Source organism: Flavobacterium sp. GP15 (genome assembly GCF_014281985.1).
GTDB lineage: Bacteria > Bacteroidota > Bacteroidia > Flavobacteriales > Flavobacteriaceae > Flavobacterium > Flavobacterium pygoscelis.
In genome coordinates this window covers 710,919-730,330 of sequence record NZ_JACFTC010000001.1, presented here as the reverse complement: position 1 = coordinate 730,330, position 19,412 = coordinate 710,919, and the positions used below count along the sequence as shown (strand labels likewise).

Annotated in this window: 22 protein-coding genes; 2 read left to right on the top strand and 20 right to left on the bottom strand. The window is 30.7% G+C overall.

The window, feature by feature from the left end:
* Position 1 precedes the first annotated feature (1 nt).
* Positions 2-1,333, bottom strand: coding sequence for a TolC family protein (locus H2650_RS03245; RefSeq protein ID WP_188049318.1), 1,332 nt, complete (start codon positions 1,331-1,333; stop codon positions 2-4).
* Between the two features lie 184 nt (positions 1,334-1,517).
* Between H2650_RS03245 and H2650_RS03240 the strand changes: the two genes are divergently transcribed.
* Together H2650_RS03240 and H2650_RS03235 are read left to right on the top strand one after the other, a co-directional pair.
* Positions 1,518-2,315 (top strand): AraC family transcriptional regulator, encoded by a 798-nt coding sequence (locus H2650_RS03240; RefSeq protein WP_188049317.1) that lies wholly within the window; start codon positions 1,518-1,520, stop codon positions 2,313-2,315.
* Between the two features lie 977 nt (positions 2,316-3,292).
* The gene (locus H2650_RS03235; protein WP_188049316.1) at positions 3,293-3,607 is read left to right on the top strand and encodes a hypothetical protein; all 315 of its coding nucleotides are present in this window, start codon (positions 3,293-3,295) and stop codon (positions 3,605-3,607) included.
* A 175-nt stretch (positions 3,608-3,782) separates the two neighbouring features.
* On the opposite strand, the gene atpG is transcribed toward H2650_RS03235, so the two are convergent.
* The 19 genes from atpG to H2650_RS03135 all read right to left on the bottom strand — a co-directional run bounded on the left by atpG (position 3,783) and on the right by H2650_RS03135 (position 19,397).
* On the bottom strand, positions 3,783-4,643 hold the full coding sequence (atpG, locus tag H2650_RS03230) for an ATP synthase F1 subunit gamma (RefSeq protein WP_188049315.1): 861 nt from the start codon (positions 4,641-4,643) through the stop codon (positions 3,783-3,785).
* A gap of 91 nt (positions 4,644-4,734) precedes the next feature.
* A complete protein-coding gene (gene atpA, locus H2650_RS03225) occupies positions 4,735-6,312 on the bottom strand; it encodes a F0F1 ATP synthase subunit alpha (protein ID WP_188049314.1) in 1,578 nt (525 codons plus the stop codon).
* Positions 6,313-6,350: 38 nt separating this feature from the next.
* Positions 6,351-6,884, bottom strand: coding sequence for an ATP synthase F1 subunit delta (gene atpH / locus H2650_RS03220; protein ID WP_188049313.1), 534 nt, complete (start codon positions 6,882-6,884; stop codon positions 6,351-6,353).
* 4 nt (positions 6,885-6,888) lie between these two features.
* Positions 6,889-7,380: a F0F1 ATP synthase subunit B gene (locus tag H2650_RS03215; protein ID WP_188049312.1), complete on the bottom strand. Its 492-nt coding sequence runs from the start codon at positions 7,378-7,380 to the stop codon at positions 6,889-6,891.
* Positions 7,381-7,462: 82 nt separating this feature from the next.
* Positions 7,463-7,666, bottom strand: coding sequence for an ATP synthase F0 subunit C (gene atpE, locus H2650_RS03210; protein WP_086453039.1), 204 nt, complete (start codon positions 7,664-7,666; stop codon positions 7,463-7,465).
* Positions 7,667-7,706: 40 nt separating this feature from the next.
* On the bottom strand, positions 7,707-8,849 hold the full coding sequence (gene atpB, locus H2650_RS03205; protein WP_188049311.1) for a F0F1 ATP synthase subunit A: 1,143 nt from the start codon (positions 8,847-8,849) through the stop codon (positions 7,707-7,709).
* A 133-nt stretch (positions 8,850-8,982) separates the two neighbouring features.
* Complete coding sequence (locus H2650_RS03200; RefSeq protein ID WP_188049310.1) at positions 8,983-9,366, bottom strand: hypothetical protein; 384 nt, start codon at positions 9,364-9,366, stop codon at positions 8,983-8,985.
* Positions 9,366-9,590 (bottom strand): AtpZ/AtpI family protein, encoded by a 225-nt coding sequence (locus H2650_RS03195; RefSeq protein ID WP_188049309.1) that lies wholly within the window; start codon positions 9,588-9,590, stop codon positions 9,366-9,368. Before H2650_RS03195 ends, H2650_RS03200 begins: the two co-directional genes overlap by 1 nt.
* Positions 9,577-9,969 (bottom strand): polymer-forming cytoskeletal protein, encoded by a 393-nt coding sequence (locus H2650_RS03190; protein WP_188049308.1) that lies wholly within the window; start codon positions 9,967-9,969, stop codon positions 9,577-9,579. The genes H2650_RS03195 and H2650_RS03190 overlap by 14 nt, the downstream gene beginning before the upstream one ends.
* Before the next feature lie 2 nt (positions 9,970-9,971).
* Entirely contained in the window at positions 9,972-12,602 is a 2,631-nt protein-coding gene (locus H2650_RS03185; RefSeq protein ID WP_188049307.1) for a tetratricopeptide repeat protein, read from the bottom strand.
* 199 nt (positions 12,603-12,801) lie between these two features.
* On the bottom strand, positions 12,802-13,497 hold the full coding sequence (locus tag H2650_RS03180) for an ABC transporter ATP-binding protein (protein WP_188049306.1): 696 nt from the start codon (positions 13,495-13,497) through the stop codon (positions 12,802-12,804).
* A 44-nt stretch (positions 13,498-13,541) separates the two neighbouring features.
* Positions 13,542-15,005 (bottom strand): DUF5687 family protein, encoded by a 1,464-nt coding sequence (locus H2650_RS03175; protein ID WP_188049305.1) that lies wholly within the window; start codon positions 15,003-15,005, stop codon positions 13,542-13,544.
* 48 nt (positions 15,006-15,053) lie between these two features.
* Positions 15,054-15,761 (bottom strand): hypothetical protein, encoded by a 708-nt coding sequence (locus H2650_RS03170; RefSeq protein WP_188049304.1) that lies wholly within the window; start codon positions 15,759-15,761, stop codon positions 15,054-15,056.
* Positions 15,758-16,438 (bottom strand): hypothetical protein, encoded by a 681-nt coding sequence (locus tag H2650_RS03165; protein ID WP_188049303.1) that lies wholly within the window; start codon positions 16,436-16,438, stop codon positions 15,758-15,760. The genes H2650_RS03170 and H2650_RS03165 overlap by 4 nt, the downstream gene beginning before the upstream one ends.
* Positions 16,439-16,441: 3 nt before the next feature.
* Entirely contained in the window at positions 16,442-17,104 is a 663-nt protein-coding gene (locus tag H2650_RS03160) for a hypothetical protein (RefSeq protein ID WP_188049302.1), read from the bottom strand.
* 125 nt (positions 17,105-17,229) lie between these two features.
* On the bottom strand, positions 17,230-17,541 hold the full coding sequence (locus tag H2650_RS03155; RefSeq protein ID WP_188049301.1) for a GIY-YIG nuclease family protein: 312 nt from the start codon (positions 17,539-17,541) through the stop codon (positions 17,230-17,232).
* 172 nt (positions 17,542-17,713) lie between these two features.
* Positions 17,714-18,388 (bottom strand): hypothetical protein, encoded by a 675-nt coding sequence (locus tag H2650_RS15835; protein ID WP_255462785.1) that lies wholly within the window; start codon positions 18,386-18,388, stop codon positions 17,714-17,716.
* 3 nt (positions 18,389-18,391) lie between these two features.
* Positions 18,392-19,045 (bottom strand): hypothetical protein, encoded by a 654-nt coding sequence (locus tag H2650_RS03140; RefSeq protein WP_188049298.1) that lies wholly within the window; start codon positions 19,043-19,045, stop codon positions 18,392-18,394.
* Between the two features lie 10 nt (positions 19,046-19,055).
* Complete coding sequence (locus H2650_RS03135) at positions 19,056-19,397, bottom strand: PadR family transcriptional regulator (protein WP_072989747.1); 342 nt, start codon at positions 19,395-19,397, stop codon at positions 19,056-19,058.
* Between the last annotated feature and the right edge of the window lie 15 nt (positions 19,398-19,412).

Below are 19,412 nucleotides of genomic sequence, written 5' to 3'. Positions count from 1 at the left end.
TTTAAAGGGTTCCTAAGATATTTTGAAGTTGATAATAATTTATTTGAGCATTTATTTTAGAGGATGCGTAATCAAATTGACTTTGTAACAATTGTACGTTAGCATCAAGAAGATCAGTGATTAACGAGGCCTGATTAAAATAGTTTTCATTTACAATTCGCGCATTTTCTTTAGACTGATCTACATCTGTTTTGGCTACATCAATTCTAACAAGGCCTTCTTTAAAACGCAAATACGATTCATAGACTTGTTGTCTTATTTTATCATCTGTATCGTGATGTTCTAATTCTTCTTTTTCAAGACTTAATTTTGCAGCTCTCACCTTTGGCTTATTCAGGTACAATTCTGATAAAGGAAAAGAAGCTTTTACTCCAAAAATCCCTAAAGTATAATTGCTTGGTGAATACGGATATAAAAATATTTGAGGATTAGCGAGATAAAATTCGCCATACAAACCAATTTTAGGTCGAACATTGGCTTTGCTGTTGTTTAATTCTATTTTAGAGAGTTCCGTTTTACTTTCAGAAATATTATACTCGTAAGAATTGTGTTTGGCTATTTCTAAATATTGATTGTAGGGTTCTAAAATAAAACTTTCAGGTTCTAAAATTTCATGAGGATTTATGAGTTCTTCATCCGGAAGGCCTATTAAAATATTTAATCTCTGGTTCGCAATTGCAATATCATTTTCAATTTTTACAAGCATCATTTTCTGATTAGATAATTTCAGTTCAACTCGTAAAACATCACTTCTTAAAATGACCCCATTTTTAAATAAAGATTTAATTTCTGCAAGTTGCTTTTCTTGATTTGCTATATCTGTGATCATTAAATCTCTAAAAACAGTACTTCTTTGTAAATTGAGATAATAAATAGCCGCTTGTAACTTAATCTCAGAAGTAGTCATTTTTTGCTGTTCTAAAGCAATCGAAGCTAGTATTTCTTTTTTGTCAATTTTTAAATTCAGCTTATTACCATCATAAACATTCAGATAATACCCAGTGCTCACTTTGTACAAAAGATGAATGACTTCGTGTTGTGTAGGTTTATGAAACAAACCGTCTTCATAAACGGGAATATTTGTAGCATATTCATAATTTCCTTTGATCTCTACCTCCGGAAGTCGCTCCAATTTACTTTCAATAACTTCTTCCTTATTGATGCGATATTCTAATGTACTAAGTTGAATTTTTTTGCTGTTTTCAATCGCTTTAGACCAAGTCTCATTAAGGTTTAAAGGGATTTTTGAGTTTGTATTGTTTTGTGAGTAAATAAAACTAGAGAAGGTAATGAGTAAAATTTTTAACAGATTTCGAAAAGTAAAGCGGATCATTTTTTTATAATTTGTGGATACAAATATAAAGTCGAGATGCTAGGATCGATTTGTAAAAAATAGTCTAAAATTTGATGAAACCAGACATTTTAAAACAGGAAATCGGTAACTTTGAAAAATAAAATAGCGAACCCTAACTCCATACCATTGTTTAGGATTAGTTAGTTTCTAAAACCTTTATTTCATGAGTCTGATAGCCTCTCTACCAAACATTGATAAAATAGCTGATTCTGTCTTTGTAATGCACGAACGCTCTGAAAAATTTATACCTTATCACAGTCATGCAAAAGGGCAACTTTCCTATGTTGAAGGAGGATTAGCCTATTTACAATTAAACGATAAAAATTATGTTATTCCAGCTCGACATTATTTTTGGGTTCCATCTGGATTAGAACATATTTTAAAAATTGGACATTCAGGGACTATTTTGCGTTCCATTTTTTTTTATACCTATGATGATAATAAAAATTTATTTTTTTCTGAAGTAGGAATATATCCAATCAATGCTCTTTTGCTACAAATGATCAAATACACGGAGCTTTGGGATGGTCCAATAAAATCCGATGATAGCAGGTATCAATTCTTATCGGTAATCAAAAATATCCTCCCCGAAATCAGCAACAAGAAACTACCTATAAGTTTACCTTTTACTGACCACGAACGCATGCAACCCATTTTAGAATTTATTGCAAATAACATAACGGCTAATCATACCTTGGCCAGTTTGAGTACTCATTTTGGAATAGGTGAACGATCCTTGTCTAGATTATTTCAAATTACTTTAAAAACCTCCTTCCTACAATATTTAAAATTATTACGAATGGTAAGGTCGATAGAACTGATGTTGCAAAGTGATATATCAATTAGTGAAATTGGATATGCGGTAGGATATGATAGTTTATCTTCTTTTAGCAATACGTTTTATCAAATGACCAATTACAGACCCTCAGATTTTAAACGCGAAATAGCTGCTAGAGAATAAAATCACTTTTAAAAATTAGAAAGAAAAAGTTCAAGTATCCTATTTATTAAGATTCAAATGGTAAGAAGTGATATTGTTTCATTTATCTAATATTTTTAGCCGATCGAGAGTTATGATGTATAAAATGTATTATTAGCATTCTTTTTAAATGGTCAAATTAATGCAGTATAACTAGCTTAAAGCCTTTATGACTTTAAAAAAAGTAGATAAAGCATTTTTTATCATTAAAAGTGAAAAAAAAATGAAATATCACTAAAAGTGGGTATTGCAGATATGTTTTAATTAATTGAAATTTGTCGAAGAGAAAATCAAAAAAAAGAGGTGTATAAAGCTATTGAACCTCGTAAAAAAAACAAAGCAGGGTAAAGCTAAATTTCACCCACAAAAAAGGAGCATCGGGTAATAAAGCTAATTGACCCTCAAAAAAACAAAGCAGGGTAAAGCTATTTTCACCTACAAAAAAGGAGCATGGGTAAATAAAGCTAATTGTCCCTTAAAAACAAAGCACGGGTAAAGCTAAGTATAACCCATTAAAAACAGAGCATCGGGAGTATAAAGCTATTTGACCCTAACAAACAAAGCCACAGGTAAAAGCTAAGAATGCCTTACAACACAGAGCTACAGGACTATAAAGCTACTTGTTCCTTAAACAAAGCAAAAAAAAGAGCCAATAGGCTCTTTTTTGTTTTTTATACTTTTTTTAAATCTTAAAAAGAACTTTTTACAAGACCAATAGTTAGTAGCTTCTATGTTAAACGAATATGCTTTTGAACAATAAAAAATATTTAAATTAATTGAAATAGGAAAATAGAGTTGCTTTTAAATACTTAAAAAAAGTTTTATACTGAGGAATAAATACAGATTTATTATTAATCATCAGCAGATCAAAAATACTTAGCTCGCTTTTACTTCTATTTAAATCCTATAATTACATTGTTATCAATAGAAAATACTCAATCACTCAAAATAATAGGTAGATGAATATGTATTTTATTGCTTTTTTAATCTTAATTATTCCCCTATTATTACAAATTATAGTAGGCTCGATGGCTATTATAAAAGTCCTTAAATGGAACTTTGATTTAATTTGCATCATCACTATGTTTAGTCAAATTGGTTTAATATTTCTAACTGTAAATAGGATTGCAATAGAAAATCAAAATGTAAAATGTGGAATGCCTCAAGTAGCAATTATTATTTTGGGAATTATATTCTTAATCACTCTTTTAATAACAATTGGAATCCAAGTTCTGATTAGAAAGCTGATAGCTAGAAAAGCTAAACTGAAGTAAATTATAGAAAAAAATTATCTAATAAGAATCAGTTTTAAAGAAATATGTATTCAATATTTGTTATTCTATTACACATAAAAGCGTTGTTATAATGTCCAAAAAACAAAAGTTGAAGAAAACTAAAAAAGGCAATTGAAACTAAATTCAATCGCCTTTTTTTATAATATAAACTTCCTTATCCTTTCAACGCTTCTGCACCACCAACGATTTCTAAAATCTCGTTCGTAATTGCTGCTTGACGTGCTTTGTTATAAGTTAATTTTAATTGATCTCTTAACTCGGTTGCATTATCAGTTGCTTTGTGCATTGCGGTCATACGAGCACCATGTTCTGAAGCAAATGAATCGCGTATTCCTTTATATAATTGTGTTTTCAATGATTTTGGAATCAATGTCAAAACAATTTCTTCTTTTGAAGGTTCAAAGATATAATCACCAGGAGTAACGTTTAAATCAGATTTAATTGGTGCTAAAGGTAAAAATTGTTCTGTTTGAACGATTTGTGTAGCTGCATTTTTAAATTGATTGTAAATCAATTCAATTTTATCATACTCACCAGAAACGAATTTCTCTGTTAAAGTATCAGCAATTTTAGCGACATTATCAAAAGTTAATGCATCAAAAACTGGACTTTCATTCGCAACAACATTAAGCGTTTTACCTAAAACATCATTTCCTTTTTTTCCTATAGCAAAGATATCCACTTGTTTTCCTGCATAATATAATGCACGACTTTTAGCTTCCTTAATTGCATTGGTATTAAAAGCTCCTGCTAAACCTCTATTAGAAGTAACAACAACTAGTAATACTTTCTTGATTTCACGCTGTGTCGTATATTCTTCACCAGCATCACCTTCAAGAGTAGCAGAAAGATTTTGCAACAACTCCGTTAATTTTTCGGCATAAGGGCGCATCGCTGTGATTGCATCTTGTGCTTTCTTTAGCTTTGCTGCAGAAACCATTTTCATCGCAGATGTAATTTGCATCGTAGATGAAACGGAAGTAATTCTATTACGGATTTCCTTTAAATTTGCCATTTGTTAATTAGAAAATGTGACAATTTGAAAATTAGATAATTAAAAAACGTTTTGAGACATTTTCTAATTATCTAATTCTCTAATTCTCTTATTAGTTATATTTTGCTGATAATTCTTTTGCAACAGATTCGATTACATCTGTAATTTCGTCTGTCAATTTTCCTGCTTTCAAAGCGTCAAGAGTTGCTCTGTGTTTGTTGTTTAAGAATTCTAAGAAATCTTTCTCAAATTCTCTTACTTTATTCACAGGAACATTTTTCAACAAGTTTTTTGAACCAGCATAGATAATTGCAACTTGATCTTCAACAGTATAAGGATCGTTTAAACCTTGTTTTAAGATTTCAACGTTTCTTTTTCCTTTTTCAATTACGTTCAATGTAACCGCATCAAGATCAGAACCAAACTTAGCAAACGCTTCCAATTCACGGAATTGTGCTTGATCTAGTTTTAATGTACCTGCTACTTTTTTCATTGATTTAATTTGAGCATTTCCTCCAACACGAGATACAGAAATACCTACGTTAATTGCTGGACGAACTCCTGAATTAAACAAATCTCCATCCAAGAAAATTTGACCATCCGTAATCGAAATTACGTTTGTTGGAATATATGCAGATACGTCACCAGCTTGAGTTTCAATAATTGGTAATGCAGTCAATGAACCACCACCTTTTACAATTGATTTCAATGAATCTGGTAAGTCATTCATATTTTTAGCAATTCCGTCATCAGCAATTACTTTACAAGCACGCTCTAATAAACGACTGTGTAAGTAAAAAACGTCTCCAGGATATGCCTCACGTCCCGGTGGTCTTCTTAACAAAAGAGAAACCTCACGGTAAGCAACAGCTTGTTTAGATAAATCATCATAAACAATTAAAGCTGGACGACCTGAATCTCTAAAATACTCACCAATTGCAGCACCTGCCATAGGAGCATAAACTTGCATTGGAGCTGGATCAGAAGCATTAGCAGCAACAATAATGGTATACGCCATTGCTCCTTTTTCTTCTAACATTTTTGCAATTCCTGCTACAGTTGACGCTTTTTGCCCAATTGCAACATATATACAAAATACTGGTTTACCAGCATCGTAAAATTCTTTTTGATTTAAGATGGTATCGATACAAACAGTTGATTTACCTGTTTGACGGTCACCAATAACTAGCTCACGTTGACCTCTACCTACTGGAATCATAGCATCTACTGCTTTGATACCTGTTTGTAATGGCTCAGTAACTGGTTGACGGAAGATAACTCCAGGAGCTTTTCTTTCTAATGGCATTTCGTATAAGTCTCCACCAATTGGTCCTTTTCCATCAATAGGAAAACCAAGTGTGTTTACTACACGTCCTACCATTTGTTCTCCTACTTTAAGAGAAGCAATACGTTGTGTTCTTTTTGCAGTCGATCCTTCTTTGATTCCTGTAGATGGTCCTAAAAGTACCACACCAACATTGTCTTCTTCAAGATTCAAAACAATAGCCTCAAGACCATTTTCGAATTCTACTAACTCACCGTATTGAACATTTGAAAGCCCGTAAATACGAGCAATACCATCTCCAACTTGAAGTACTGTTCCTACTTCCTCTAGCGTAGCGCCAGATTCAAAACCTTCTACTTGCTTTCTTAATATTGCTGATATTTCAGCAGGTTTAATTTCCGCCATCTTAATTTATAATTTAGACACTTTAAAGTGCAATAAAACTAGTTACTTAACTCTCTTTTTAATACTTGTAATCTATTAGCAATAGAAGCATTATACTCCTTGTCACCAATTCTTAAAATAAATCCTCCAATAATAGCAGGATCTATCGTATTTACTATTGTAATTTTCTTATTTGAAAATTCTTTTATTTTTTCAGAAACTTTCGCTTCTAATGCAGAATCCAGTGCAATTGCAGTAGTTACTTTTACTACTTCAAAGCCATTCATTTCATCTGATAAAAGAACGTATTGCGAAACAATATCTTCTAAAATTTCAAATCTTTTGTTTTCGAATAACAAATGGAAAAGACTTTTAGTCAATTTAGTTGTACTTGCGAAAACTTCAGTCAAAGCACTTTCTTTAACACCAACAGCAATAGTAGGGTTTTGAATAAAACTATTCAGTTCCTCATTTCCATTTATTGTTGAAGAAATCAAAGCCATGTCTTTATAGACTTCTTGCTCATTTCCTGCAGAAATAGCTAAATCTAAGAATGCTTTTGCATAACGAATTGCTGCTCTAGTTCCTGACATAATTTTAGTTTAATTTTACGTCACCTAACATATTCTCAATCAATTTAGCTTGAGCTTCTTTATTAGATAATTCGTCTTTCAATAATTTTTCTGCGATACTCAATGACAAAGTAGAAACTTGCGTTTTCAATTCAGCCATAGCTGCATTTTTCTCTGCTTCAATAGCAATTTTTGCTTGAGAAATCATTCTTTCTCCTTGAATTTGTGCTTCTTTTTTAGAATCAGCAACCATCTTCTCTTTCATTTCACGCGCTTCTTTAAGCATGTTGTCACGCTCCATTCTAGCTTCTTGTAAAATGCGTTCATTGTCTGCAGTTAAATTCTGCATTTCTCTACGTGCTGATTCGGCTGAAGCCAAAGCATTGTTTATAGATTCCTCACGACCTTTTACGGCTCCCAAAATTGGTTTCCAAGCAAATTTTCTCAAAAGTAGAAAGAAAACAAAGAAAATTATCGTTGTCCAAAAAATTAAACTCTCCGGTGCTGTTAAATTCATAGGTATATATTTAAAATAGTTTTTTTGTTTTAGAAAGAAAAACTTCCTGCAGCCAACCGCTACAGGAAATTTTAATTTTTAATTATGCTTTTGCGATTAAAGCAACAACTACTGCGAAAAGTGCAACACCTTCAATAAGTGCAGCAGCGATAATCATAGCAGTCTGGATTTTTCCAGCAGCTTCTGGCTGACGAGCAATTGCATCCATAGCAGATCCACCAATTTTTCCAATTCCAAGACCTGCTCCAATTACTGCTAATCCAGCTCCGATTCCAGCTAATACCATAATGATAAATTTATATAGTTAATAATTATTAAAACTCAAATTAATGATGATCGTGCTCTGCAACGGCCTGACCAATAAACAATGCTGATAACAACGTAAACACATACGCTTGTAAGGCAGCTACCAACATTTCTAATACACTCATAAATAAAACAAACGCTCCAGAAATAGGAGAAACCACTACCGTTTCAAATATAAATATTAACGAAACTAAACTTAAAATAATGATGTGTCCTGCTGTAATGTTAGCAAATAAACGAATCATCAAGGCAAAAGGTTTAGTCAACATTCCTATTAATTCAACAGGAATCATAATTGGCGCTAACCAAAACGGAACTCCAGGTGTATTAAAAATATGTCCCCAATAATCTTTATTTCCACTTAATGTTGTAATGATGAATGTAATCAACGCCATTACAAAAGTAAAATATATATTTCCAGTTAAGTTCGAGCTAAATGGGAAAAACGGAATCAAACCAATAAGGTTGTTAATCCAAATAAAGAAAAAGATAGTTAATAAATACGGCATGTATTTTTCATATTTTTTCTCTCCAATATTTGGTCTAGCAATATCATCTCTAACAAATGTTACTAATGGTTCTAGAAAACCAGCGATCCCTTTTGGTGCTAATTGATTTTTCTTGTATGATCTCGCTACCGCTAAAAATAATAAAAACATTATTATAGCAGAGATGAACATTGAAAAAACATTCTTAGTAATCGAAAAGTTTAATGGTCTTGCATCAAATTCAAATGCACCATTTTTTCTTTCCTCTACAGTTAGTTTTTCAAATTTATCAGCGTAATAAATCACTTCATTTGAACGAACTAATTTTTGACCATTTACATCAATAATATGTTTCGCTTCATTGTCATGATGAAATCTCTCAGAAGAGAAAATTTCTAAACCAGTGTTGGTCCATAAAATTACAGGCAAATAAAAAGAAATGGGATGTCCGCCCCAGTCTGCAATATGAAATTCATGAGAATCCCCAATGTGTGTATTAATTAATTCTGTAGCGTCGAATGGCTTCTTTTCAGGAGTCGCTTCTGCATGATGCTCTGTTACTGCTACATTAGCAATAGAAAGACTATCAACCGCAGGATTTGCAAATCCGAAATAAGGAATACTGGCTACTAAGGCAACTAATAAGAACTGAACAGGTTTATTTGAAAATACCATTATTAAATTGTGTGTCTAATTTTACGTTTCAAAATTTTTTGCAAAGGTACATAATTTATTTACAACTGAAAATATATCATTTTGTTTTTAGCAGTCATATTGTAATTAATTATGATTTTCATAAAAAAAACATTTATTGTTTACTTATTAAACGAACAGCAAAAAAAGTTTCGAAGAATAAGAACAGAAAATAGGGAATAAAAAATGCACTAACATCAGGAATTTGGCTCTTAAGGTCTGATTGAAGCAAAGGAATTAGAAAAACGATAGAAGCCATCATTTTAATTAAGCTAAATCCCATAAAGGCAAATCCCGTTTTATCAGCAAATGTTTTATTAACAAAGAGTAAGAAACTATAGCTTAATAGCGTAACTACAAGATGAAAAAGATAAATACTCCAAGTCGAATAATAAAAAGAAATATTTTTAAAAAAAGTCTCTATTAGATAGTATTGTACGAAAAATAATACAATAGAAAACGGAATTATTATCTTTAAAAATTTATAAAATTGTTGCATTATTCTTCTTTATTTAAATTTTTAACTTGCCTAATTACATTATACAATGCAATGAAAACAGCTAAAAGTGATAGTATAATTGTAAAAACGGAGGAATTGGTATATTTCTCATCCAGCCACATTCCGAGATAGGTAAAACAAAAAATAATTACGCCCATCTGAAAAGGAATGTTCATCATCACCAACCATTTATTGGTTTGTTTAAGATTGTTATTTTTGCTCATTGGTAGCGATTTGATTTTTCACAACAGTTGTGTTCATAACACAAGAAGCGCTAAAATCAGCACCTGGTTCTACAGATAACTTACCCACGCTAACTTCTCCTTGAATACTTGCTGTAGCTTTAACATTTAAAACCTCGGCTACTTTGATACTTCCATTAAATTTACCTTCAATATCCGCGTTATTGCAAATGATATCGCCCGATACACTTCCTGAAGCGCCAATAACTAGTTTAGCTGTAGATTGAAAATTCCCAATCAAATTTCCATCTAATCTAAAATCGGCTTCTGAAATAATATCGCCTTTTATTGTTGTACCACCAACTATTCTGTTGGTTTTACCAAGTAAATCAGTGTAGGGCTTCTTTTTTTTATCAAACATAATTATTTCTTTTCGAGTGCTAAATAGGTTTCTAGATTTTTCTTGATTTGAATTACTTTGTAATTTTCTCCAGAAATTATGATTGCTGGGTTTGCAATTTTAAACTTAGGTTTTTCACGCAAAACATATAAAATATCTTCTGCATAAGCTTTTGATGTGATACCATGAATGGTAATAAAATTTTCTTTTTCTGTATAAACATCATAAGAATAACGCAATTGTTGGTAGTTTTCTTCTGTGTTAAAAATTTTAATTTTATCTTCAATTTCTTTTGTGTTTGCATCGTCACGTGAACCTACTTTAAACAAAATCTTCCAACTTTTAGAGTTTTGTTCAACCAATTCCATTTTGTCAATAAGCGGAATCTGCTCCGTAATTATAACTTGTGCATTTTTACCTTCTTCTGTATTTGGATAATTGTCCGCTATAAATTGCAATGCTTCTTTGTAGGCAGTTACTCCTCGCAGTTTGGCAATCGTATTGGCTTTGAGCAATTCAAATTTAGAAACAATCGTTTCTCCAGAAAATTGGGTAATCAATTGATCTATGTTTTCTAAAACTAATACATATTGCTGTTGCTCATAAAGCTTGTACCATTTAGTATAAATGCCTTCTGGAGATAAATTTTCGTGAGAAACATTTAAATCATTATTATTCAAAATTTGAGTATAACGCGATTCAGGATATTCGGCCGTTATTTTTTGTTTTAAAGCAACTGCTTTACTACTATCTGTAATTTCATATAATTTATATAAATTATACAAGGCAGGAAGTACTAATTTGGGTTCTGGATTATTGTTTAATAAATGCTCTAATTTTGCAATAGCCAACTGATTTTCTTTGAATTTTTCTTTATATATAATTCCGAGTTGGTAATTAGCAAAATTACGTTCTTTTTGAATACTATCAATTGCTGAATCTTTTTGTGGCAGTTTTTTCAAATAAAACTCTGCCGTATATTCAGGCACTATTTTAGCAACTTCAGATGGCTTTTCTGCAAGATTTTTATTCCCATCTTCTGAGGAATCAGCATTTATATTGGTAGTACTAACAGATGAAATTCTCCAATTTCCCTCTGCAGCTCGATCACCCCATATTTTTTTAAATTCTAATTTACCAAAAGCAACCGTAGTTGGATTATAAAAATAAAAAGCACTTGTTACCGTAGCGTTAGGATTTCCTGGCATTGATGGCGGCATCATTATAGATTTTGTCTTGCCTATTGAAGGATTTTGTTGTGAAACAATATCATTAGCGCCAGTTGTATTATTTCGTTTAATATTATCTTGAATCGTTTGATTTTTCTCTTCTAAAATACGTTTTTGATTGTCTTTTTGTTTTAGTTGCGTAATATAATTTTCATAATAAGCTATTTTATCAGCGGGATTTAAAGCAACTACATTTAATATACTATCGTTTCTTTGAGCTATCGCTTCGTATAAAATTACGTCATTAAGATCTCCTCTGATTTTTTTAATTTTTAAAAACTCTCTTGACTTTGTATCCAGTTTTACTAAGGTACTATCGTAGTACTTTGCAGCTTGAGTATATAGTGCCTCTCTAAAATACATATTTCCTATATTTCTGTAATTTGAAGCTACTAAGTAAGTGTCTTTAGAGTTTGACCGTAAAGAGGCATTATATAAATGTAAGGCTTCTTTTTGCTTATTTTGTTTATCAAAGAAAAGTCCATAATGGTAATAAATAAGGTCTTTGTAAGGACGGTTTTCTCTGTCTTTTATAAGTTTATCAAATGTTTTTTGAAAAACAACAAAATCTCCGTTATTGTAATCAAATAGATCTGCTTTTTTTGCCTGTGCATGGATCACAAATTTCCGATCTGCCCTCCTATTCATTTTTATGACAGACTGATACATAGCAACCGCACTATCTTTATATCCCAACTGTTGGTATAATTGTCCCAAAATAAAACGATAACGCGCTTTCTCTTGATTAATTTTGGTAAAATCGATAGCTAATTTTATTTTTGCAATAGCGCTATCCTTTTCTTCTAAATTTAAAAATGAAGCTGTTAATAGTGCATTTGCATCAGCAAAAACCTGATGACTCATTTTGTAATCCTCGATTAACTTGCTAATATTTTTTATTACTAAAGCATCGTTTCCTAAACGCATATTAGTTTTTTCGCGCCATATTTTTGCTTCGTAAATATTGCTGCTATTGGGATATTTATACAATATGTAATTAAAAGCATCAAGCGCAGGAATAAAACGTTGATCGTAATACCTCGCTTTTCCGAGCATCAGATAAGCTTCATCAATTTGGGTGTTTTTCTCTCTTCCTTCAATATTCATTGAATGTTTCTGAATGGCTTTGGTCGCTTTGGTTTCGGCCAATTCAAAATCGGGATTGCTTGACTTTTTGCTGGTGTTGATTTCGTCTTTGATAAGCATTTTTTCAATCGGAAGCAACTGCCAAAAATCATCTTCATTATTAGACTTTATTGTCTTTACTCCTTTATCATAACCAACACCTCCATTATACAAAATGTTATATTTAGTGCTGAGTGCGTGCGAATTTCTAGACATAAAAGTGTCTTTTTTAGTAGAACAGGCTACTAAAAAAGCAAATAACAGTAAGAAAAATGAAGATTTAAATATATTGATTTTCAATGGAAAACGTTTTTATCAATTAACTATTAAATATAGAATTTAGTATAATGACTGGTAAAAATACATTTCTTTTTGATATCGTGGTAATTATAGCGCTATAAATGAGTGGTTTCATTAAAAGTAAAAACCGCTACTTTATAAATTACTGTTGCTTATTAAGCATTTGAAATCTATAAAGTAGCGGTTCTCTAATTTTTTATTATACAGCAAAGAACAGTTCAAGCTCCTTCAATGTTTCCTCAGAAGTTTGAATATCTTTGACTACTTCCCCTTTGTGCATCGCAACGATTCTATTACTAACCTCAACAGTATGCAGTAAGTCGTGGCTGGAAACTAATACCGTCACATTAGGATTATCAGCGAGATCTTTGATGATTTTTTTTAATCGAAATTGCGTTGTTGGATCTAAATTAGCAAAAGGCTCATCAAGAATAATTACCTCTGGATTTCCAATTAATGTAGCAATGATTCCTACTTTCTTCTGATTCCCTTTTGACAAGTCACGTAAATATTTTTTGTTTTTAAGAATTTCTCCATTAAAAAATTCCTCATGTTTTGCTAGTAAAGCATCAACATCCGCTTTGTTTTGTCCGCGTAAATCACCAATGAAATAAAAATATTCCTCTGGAGTTAAATATCCTATTAAGAAACTCTCGTCTAGAAAAGAAGCCGTAAACGGTTTCCAAGCTTCACTAGTATTTACCTCAACACCATTATTAATGATATTTCCTGTAGAAGGCTGAATCAAATCCAATAAAAGGCTAAAAAAAGTAGTTTTTCCTGCTCCATTATTTCCCACAAGACCAAAGCTTTCGCCTTTTTTAATTTCTAAAGAATCTATTTTAAGTACGGTTGTTCCGTTATATGTTTTTGAAAGATTGTTTACTTGTATCATTTTATAAAAAATTAATTTGATGAATAGTTTGATGAATAGTACCGTTATCCTTTTTGTTTGTAAGCGGCTATTGTTGCATATTTCTCTGATTTATAGACTCTTTCAATCAAAGAAAAAGCTTTATTTTTAAGAGCAAAACCAATTACTCCTGCGCTAGCCACTAAAGCTAATGCTACGTTAGGATTGGCATATTTTAAACCTAACCAATAGAGTAAAACAGGCAAACCTAATTGTGGAACGGAGATTAGCATGGTTTTAATATTAAACGCTTTTTTATCTCCAAAAGCTCCTTTTCCAGAACTCAAATCAATTGGCGTTTTAGTATAAGCTCCACCTAATAAAACTAAATGTGAATTAACGCCAATATTGTAAACAGCGCCTACGATAATCACTAAATACGTTTCCCAACCAAAGTAAAGATAAAATGACGCAACAATAGTGGTTAGTATAGTAGCAATAACCATCAACCACCATTTAGAACTCAAATATTCTTTATACGGAATGTTTTGTGTCATCATTAATTGGTAATAGGCACTATCCCAACTGGGTACAAATTGTCCAAAAGTGATTAGAAATCCTCCTGAAACAAAGATTGCCCCGAAAATATGCATTACTGGTCCGTAAAAAGAAGTTGTAGAGAAAAACAGAAGTCCATAAAAAAGAAACATAACACTTAACCCGACAGTAGTCTTCGATCTTTTGTTCCTTTTTATTAATTTAATGTCATTTTTCAAGAAGGTACCAATAGTTCCAAATTGATTTAACCAAGTTAAATTTTCTGTTTTAGCAACATCATGCTTATTTGTAAGTCCTGCATCTAGATATAAGTTATTTTTAAAATAGATAAATGTGAAGTAATACAAAACTATTAAAGCGATAACTGGAATTGCAAAAGCCCAATAATTGTTGAAAATAGCATCAAATAGAGGCGCTGTATAATCCGTAATATTAAATAATCCATAATACTGTAAACCCGCTAATACAGTTGTAATTACCAAGAAAATTCCAAATAAATTATCTTTATTGCTTAGTATAATATTAATAAAGTTGTTGATGTACAATAAAGAATAAATACCAGTAAACCATAATAGTACATGCACAACATCATATCCTTCGATCATTAAAACAATACTGAATGGAAGTAAGAAAAATACATGAACTAAGTTAAAGAAAGATAAAATTGTTTTTCCTATTGAGAAATGAACAATCGTAGCTTTTTTTATAGGAAAAATTAGCATGGGACGAATGTTCATTACTGGAATTTTCTGCAACAATATTCGAACGAGTAAATCCATTACTACGTAATAAATCATGAATTTATTCACTGTTGTGATTGGGTCCATGTTCATTTTCTTTAAGAAATAGAAAACACCAATTCCTAATGCTAAAAAGACTATAATAAAATAGGCGGCAAGAAAACCAATGAGGATTTTCAAAGCTAAGTTGGTAGCGAAGGAAGCCGATCTAAAAAATGCTTTCCATTCGAGATAAAGGAATTTTTGAATCATATTTTGGTTGTTTAGTTTTTTTAGTAGGTAAGATAAAGTAAGAAAACGTTACAGTTTTTCTAATTTATATTCAGGATAGGTTTGTTGTAAATAAAAAGACGCCTTGGCAGGAATAATTTTGAATACGATAAAAAGTACCAAACTAAATAATACAAAAAGAAAACTAATTCCTAATATCCAATAGTCGTTCGTTAAAAAGTTATCACCAAGATTGATTAATTGAAACAACAAATTAAGAGGTAGTATTATTGTTGCAGAAAAAGTGCCATATTGATTGATAATTTCTTCGAACAGCCACTTTTTCTCATTTAATTTCTTTTTTTCCTTTCTTGTTTTTCGGTTTTTAAACATTTCATAAAATGTAAAGCCTAATAAGAGGATATAAAAACCAACTAGAATACATACTTTATATAAACTTAATTTTATGAAAGTAAAAAGCAATAAAGTCATTGCAATAGTTAAGACAATCTTTGGGATACCAAAAAAATCTTTAAAATGTTGCCAAACCAAACCGTTGTATTTTTTTCCAAGTGCTACTTGTCTTTTTTCCACAACATCCATAAAACCAAAAACGCCAAACTTCTTGAACTCAATATGTAAAGCTTCTTCAAAAGAACGATTGGGATTTTCCTGCCATTGGGTTTCAATAGCATTGGCCAAATGATCGACTAGTTCTGATTGCAAATCATAATATTCCACATAATGTTGTTGAGTAAAAATGAAAAGTTGGTCTATTTGTGAAATGGTTAGTTTCATGAATTAGAAATTGATAGTTTTTTCTCGAATTGAAAATGTTTATACAAAGAGCGAAACATATTAAAAATTATAATTAGATATGATAAAGTAAAAATCAATGAAAATACTTTTATATTATCACTTTTACCAGAAGGAAGAATTTGATAAATTCCAATTCCGATACTAATTCCATAAAATAACATTAAATAAAAATTTCTTTTAAATAATAAAGAATAAGTAGTGTTTGTTTTTGCTTTCAATATAAAAGCCTTGCCTAAAACAAGAATAAAAGTTCCAATTACTGATACTGTTCGTAAAAAACTAACGATGTAATTTGTAAAAATTATGTCTTTAAAAAAATTACTTGTCATAACCAGTAAAAAAGCCAAAATAACTAAAACCAGAATACCTTGAAAAAGTTCTTTTTTAGACTCTATTATTAATTTATTTAAAATTATTTTGGGTACATAAATCCTCGATCCAAGCCATATTCTGCTTGATGCCGGCTGTAATTCTGGCTTCCATTTTTCAAAAATAGTTTTTAAATTTTGATCAAATGAAAGCGAATTTTCCTCCATCATAACTTCTATTTCTGAGGCAATATGATCGGTAACTTCCAGTTTTATATCGTCATAATCAAGACCGTTCAAAACTAAAGTTTCTTCTATTTGGGTTATTTGTTGGTTGGTTAAGTTCATGTTTTAAATTAGTTTGTATTTTTTTATTATTCTAAAATGCTCTGCTGCAAGCGCAATTAAATAGACACTTATAAAAAAGAAAAAACTAGTAATAGACCACTCCATAAAATTGCTAAGCAAACTGCCTCTCTGATAGTGACGATAATTTCCATTTAAAAGGGTGTAGATCATATAAAAATTATTAGGTAGCAAACAGGAACTTTTTAGAAAAAAGAATCCATAAACCGTTTTTGATTTTAATTTCCAAACAAAAAACATAATAGTTAGTATTGCCGTACACGTTAAAATATATACTGACGTTAAAAAGGATTTCAAAATAGTATAAACGTATTCTTGTGGATACATTATTGTGATCGTTGTCATCAAAATGCTAAAAAAAAGAGTTGAAAATAAACTCGATTTAAAAATTTTTGATGCCGCAGCAACATATCTGTCAACAATTATTTTTGGCCCAACAATTCCCCATCCAACACTTTTTGTTTGTTTCAACATTGATTTCCACTTTTTTAAACTCTTTGCAAAGGCTTCTTCAAAAGTAGATTCTTGTTCTAATTCAATCTCTGAAGCAATATGATCAATCAATTCTAATTTTACATCTTCATAAATTACATCCTTTGAAATTAAGGATTCATTTATTAATTGGATTTGGTCTTTGGTTAGTTTCACGCTGGAAAATTTAAATTAAGTGATGATGTTTTTTAATTTTTTAAAATATTCTTTTGAACTTACATTTCGGTAAATACAGTTATCTACGTTATTTGTCATGCTGAGGAACGAAGCATCTCTTCCTACTATTCAAACAAGTCATTAAGAAAATTCAGGTCAGGATTAATTGTTTTTATTAGTATGATTTTCTTGTCTTTCTTCCATCCCTTAATTTCTTTTTCTTTAGTAATTGCTATTTGTATCCATGTGAATTTTTCGAAATATAATAAATGATGAACGTTATATTTAGCAGTAAATGAATTCGGATTTAAGGAGTCTTTGTGTTGCTGTAGTCTAATTTTTAAATTATTTGTAACGCCAGTGTACAAAACTGTTTTTGCTTTATTGGTTAGAATGTAAACGTAATAAGTATGATACCCATGTTGAAATTCTATCATGTTTTCCGCTTTAAAGATGATTTCAAAGTTTGTGATGATGCTTCGTTCCTCAGCATGACAAAGTATTTGGTTTGACTAATAAAATTCTATCATGTTTTTTATTTTAAAGATGATTACATATTTTATGGCGATGCTTCGTTCCTTAGCATGAAATAATAGTGAATTAATAATGCTAATTTAGTTCGTATTGTTTTTTAATCCTTTTGATTGTTTTATTTTGCAATTGGATTCCAGTTATTACGAATAAAACCGTTAATGCCCACAAACAACAAAAGAGAAAAAGCACTAAAGGATATTCATTAATTTCTTCTTTAAAAACACTTCCTAAACTAAGTCCTAAATTAATAAAACCACCAAAAATTATTGGAATTGGATTAATCATCTCAATTTCCAAAAAGCGATTACCATCTATTTTTCTATGCTTGTAATAAGAATAGACTATGGTTATGGCTGCAAAAAGTAAAAAAAGAAATAATACTGCTACAAACTTTCTTGGCTCTTCAAAATACAAAGAAATTTTAAATGTCAAAGCAAGCAATAAAATACTACTTATGATTTTAGGGAATTTTAAATACGCTGCAATCATTTTCCATTGCTCTCTGTTATATTCTTTTCTAAGAACCTTTGTTTGTTCCTTTTCAATAGATTTAAAACTAGAATCTCCAGTAAACTTATTCTCAGCATATTGTTTTGCTTGATGAAAAGTGAGTTCAGGATCTTTCTCCCAAATTTCCTCCATGCTAGAAACCATGTGATCCGTTAATTCTACTTGTAATTCGTACCATTTGATATCTTTGGATTCAATGTAATCTGAGACGTATTTTATTTGTTCGGTTGTTAATTGCATAATTTATTGAATTGGTAATTTTCTTTGAAATTGTAAATGCTTCACTCCCAAATATAATATCGAAAACAAAAACACAAAAAAACAACCTATTGTTGCTACAAATAAGTTTTGATTCCTTAAATCATGAGGAATATTTGGATTGATAATAAATGATAAGAAAATAATAAGACTCGTAAAGCGACTATCAAACAAATGCTTGTATGTAGAAGTAGCTTTAGACTTCAAATTCCAAAATTTGGTCAAAAGTGCTAAAGCTCCCGTTGTGCAAAAGGCGTAAAACAAGAAATCTTTCATTAGACGAATAAATTCTAATTTTTCCTTTGTGTTATCGACCAATTGAAAAATAATAATTAATATTATAGACAATACTACTGATATAATAACTTCCCTTTTAAACTGATTTTTTAATTTACTATGAACTAGTTTAGGATATGTTGATTGCAATGAAAAAAAATCTCTTGTCAATTTGAAATCCTCACCCCATTTATTAAGAACCTGATTGTAAACTTCAGGAAATTCATTGTTAGTAAGTTCCATTTCATTTTCAATTTCACTAGCAATATGATCTAAAACTTCAAGTTTTATATCGTCAAACTTTATCCCTCTTTCATTTAAAGTCTGGTCTATACACTCTATTTGTTCGGCGGTTAACTGCATCTCCTTAAGATTAAAATTCTAATTTCGGACTTGGGTTTACTAAACTCTGCATGTTTCTAATAAAATCTTCCAATTCTGAAAGTCGGTTTACGGTTTCGGTAGTTCCTTTTTCAGTAAGTTTATAATATTTGCGCATTCTATTGTCTACTTTTTCCATCTCTACATCTAGAATTCCTTCTGCTTCCAATTTATGTAATGCTGGATATAAAGCTCCTTCGGTAATATTAAGTTCACCGGATGTAATTGCTTTTACTTTTTGAGTAATTTCATAACCATACATCTTGCCGTTTTCCTCCAGCAACTTCATGATGATCGTATTTAAACTTCCCTTATATAATTGTGAGTTTTTCATTTTTTTATAATTTCT